The organism is Vicinamibacteria bacterium (assembly GCA_035620555.1).
Classification (GTDB): Bacteria; Acidobacteriota; Vicinamibacteria; order Marinacidobacterales; family SMYC01; genus DASPGQ01.
Genome location: DASPGQ010000210.1, coordinates 1 through 2918 on the forward strand (window position 1 = coordinate 1; position 2918 = coordinate 2918).

At 61.7% G+C, this 2918-nt stretch carries 3 protein-coding genes; 1 reads left to right on the forward strand and 2 read right to left on the reverse strand.

Annotation, left to right across the window (positions count from 1 at the left end; all coding sequences use genetic code 11):
* Both VEK15_08405 and VEK15_08410 read right to left on the reverse strand, forming a co-directional pair.
* Positions 1–561: amidohydrolase (locus tag VEK15_08405; GenBank protein ID HXV60701.1), on the reverse strand; the 561-nt coding region annotated here is incomplete at its 3' end.
* 8 nt (positions 562–569) lie between these two features.
* On the reverse strand, positions 570–2063 hold the full coding sequence (locus tag VEK15_08410) for a DUF3011 domain-containing protein (GenBank protein HXV60702.1): 1494 nt from the start codon (positions 2061–2063) through the stop codon (positions 570–572).
* 544 nt (positions 2064–2607) lie between these two features.
* On the opposite strand from VEK15_08410, the gene VEK15_08415 reads away from it, so the two are divergent.
* Positions 2608–2918 (forward strand): L-serine ammonia-lyase (locus VEK15_08415; protein ID HXV60703.1); only part of this gene is annotated, 311 nt, incomplete at its 3' end.

A 2918-nucleotide genomic window follows, 5' to 3' on the forward strand; every position in this document is an offset into this window, starting at 1 on the left:
CACCAGCCCCACCTCGCCCGCGAAGTCGAGGATTCGATCGAGGGCGGGGTTCGTGAGGCTTGCTGTCTCGCCCGCGATCTTCGCGGAGACGAACTCCTTGTGGATGGTGAACTCGCCGATTCCGGTGAACACTCCCGGAAACGTCTCCAGAACGCGGCGGATGTGATCGGCGGCATACATGTCGGCGGGGTTGAACCCGGTGATCATCGGATCGAGCCGCGCCTGGTCTTCCTTGGGAAGAGACCGGTACGCCATGGCGATATGGGCGTCGGTGAACGAGTAGTAGTAGAGAGGCGCGTCGGTCTGGAGGTAATAGGTCGGGGCGAAGTCGCCGGTATTGGCGTAGGACCATTGCTGCTGGAGCGGAATTCCGAAGATCGCGACCCGGCCCACGCGTTCGCCCATGACCTTCAGGAAGTCGCGGATGTCGGTGCCCTCCTGAACGTAGTTCGTGAGGTGGAGGTGAGAATCGTGGATGTCGTATCCCGCTTGCGCCCGCGCCGAGGCGGCGGCGAAAAGGAGAAGGACGAGGCCGAGGATTCCGCTTCCGAGCCTGCTCATGACCGCTCTCAGAAGTTCATCTCCAGGTTCACGTGGAAGACGTTGCCGTTTCCGCCCACGGGATAGGGAACCGCCGTGTAGCCCACCGGGCAGTTGTTCAAGTGGATCCATTCCCCGTTCACGCGAAGGCCCCGCTCCCGGACGAAGTACCAGTTGGCGCCCGCCCTCACCTCGGAAGCATTCCCGTAGCGGCCCCGGATGGCCGAGCCGCTGAGATACGCCTGAAGCGTCTTCGGCACCAGCATCGCCGAGGACTGCACCTGGAACCCGTGGTCGTCGATGTCGGCGATGCCGGAGGTGTTCGGGCCCTCGAAATCGCCGAGCCACCGCCAGTAGTATTCGGCCTCGAGTGAAAGGCCGCGGTACTTGACACCGGCGTCGAGGCTCACCATGTCGTAGTCCACTTTGTCCACGACGATCCCCGGTCCGAAGAGGTTCGGCGTGAAGATGACGCTTCCGTCGGTGAGTCGGATCTGGCTGTTCTCGATCGAATCCGTTCCTGGCTGACTCTGCTTGTCCTCGCGGCTGTGGGTGTAGTGCGCCGCGAGGCGAGTTGCCACGGTCTCGTGGTGATCGAAGTCGCCGAAGGTTCCGTAGAGGCCAAACTCACCGGTCGTCGGGAGCCACTGGAGCATGAACGAGGAGGTGTTCAATTCGTTGTCGAGCTGTGCCGCGCTGACTCCGAGCGTGCTCAGGTTGTTCGCGATCATGACCATGTACTTGAGCTCGGTCGATAGCTCGCCCTTGACCCAGAACCCGGTCGTATAGGAGCCGCGGAAAAATTCGTCCGCCGTCAAGCGGTCGTCGATGCCGAGCCAGTAAGGGAACTGGCCCTCGGTGCTCCGGACACTGGGGAGGCTCGTGATCCCTCCACCCACGGTGACGAACCGGTTGAAGGTGTAGCTCAGATTCCCGGCGCCCACCACTTGAGCCGGATCGCCTTGCGAGGTATTCGCCGACCAGACGTAGAGGTAATAGCGGAACTTCGGCGTGAGGAACCATCCGGAGAAGGGCAGGAAGAACTTGTTGAGCTGCACGTCCTCGCGCTGTGGGACAAGGTGCGTATTGCCGAAGTAGTCCGTGTAGCTCGCATCGAGTCCCTTCTGATTGAGGTAGCGCACGTAGCTGAATAGCCGGACGTACATCTCGCCCTTGTCCCCTTCGACGAGCAAGAAACCGGCGTTGGGAACATAAGCCGGAGCCTCCTTCCTGGGCTCCGACGGCTCCGCCGCCGGAGGGGCAGCCTGCCCGACGACGAACTCGCCGCTGCACCCGTCCGAGACCCAGACGCCGGCGTCGTCATAGCCCCACGTCTTTCCCAGAAGGCACGGTGCGCTCCCAGTGGACGCCTGGAGTGCGACGCCCGCGGACGTGTCGGCGGAGCAGTGCTGACGCTCCCCCGGTTGAGAGGAACAGCTCAGGGTGTCGGCCTGGCCGGCGAGCCCCGGCGATCGAAGGGTGAGAAGTAGGCCAACAAGTGTGACGCTCTGTGAAAGGTTCATTGGGATATTCATCTCGCCATCAGTCGTATCCTCGAAACGGACGCCAAAATCGAAGCGTCGCCCATTCCGGGCCTCGCTCCTGGAGGATGTCCTCACGTCAGAGAGGCTAGCGGAGGGAAGATGGGAGCGGAACTCGTAAAACTACGAGTCCCAGGAGAAGAATCTACCAGCGTTCAGAAATTCATCAGAACTTAACAAAGGCGCCGACGGTCTGCCGAGAAATTCCATCTGGTAGATCCGTCCACGAACACCCCCACCAAAGACTACCGGATTACCAAAGACCACCGGCTCGGTGCCTAGTAGATTTTTGGAACCAGGCCCGTAGTTTTTCGGGGGCCCCGACCGATCGCGTTCCAGTAAGATCCTTTGGCATAGAGGTCCTTTTTCTTGTTCTTTCCGATCCGCATCTGCTCGCTACACTCCCCAGGCCAGGAAGCATCGGAGGCGGCGCTACTGGGTCGATCGGACTGGCCGCCGACCAGGGGGAGAGGACTCGGCCTTGAACGGACGCTGACAAAGAAACTCAGATCGAGAGGAAACGGCAATGAAGATACGAACACCAGAAAACGACGACCTGCTCCCGGAATTGCCCGCGGATAGCACCAACGCGAACATCGACCGCCGGGCTTTTCTCATACGAAACGCCGTCATCGGCGCCGCGGCGGTGATGACCGGCACCACCTGGACGCCCGATGCCCGCGCCGCCCAGGCAGCGCAGGAAGCGTCGGGAGAACGATTGGGCTCCCGCCCGCTTTCGCCCGACCTCAATGTGGTGAAGAAGTCCAAGGGCCCGGTCATGACCGTAGTGGACGAGTTCTACAAGGTCGGGCCCGGGCCTTCGAGCTCGCATACGAT

Coding starts and splice junctions, on each gene's coding strand:
- VEK15_08410 (HXV60702.1), bottom strand. CDS start 2,063: ATGAACCTTTCACAGAGCGTCACACTTGTTGGCCTACTTCTCACCCTT.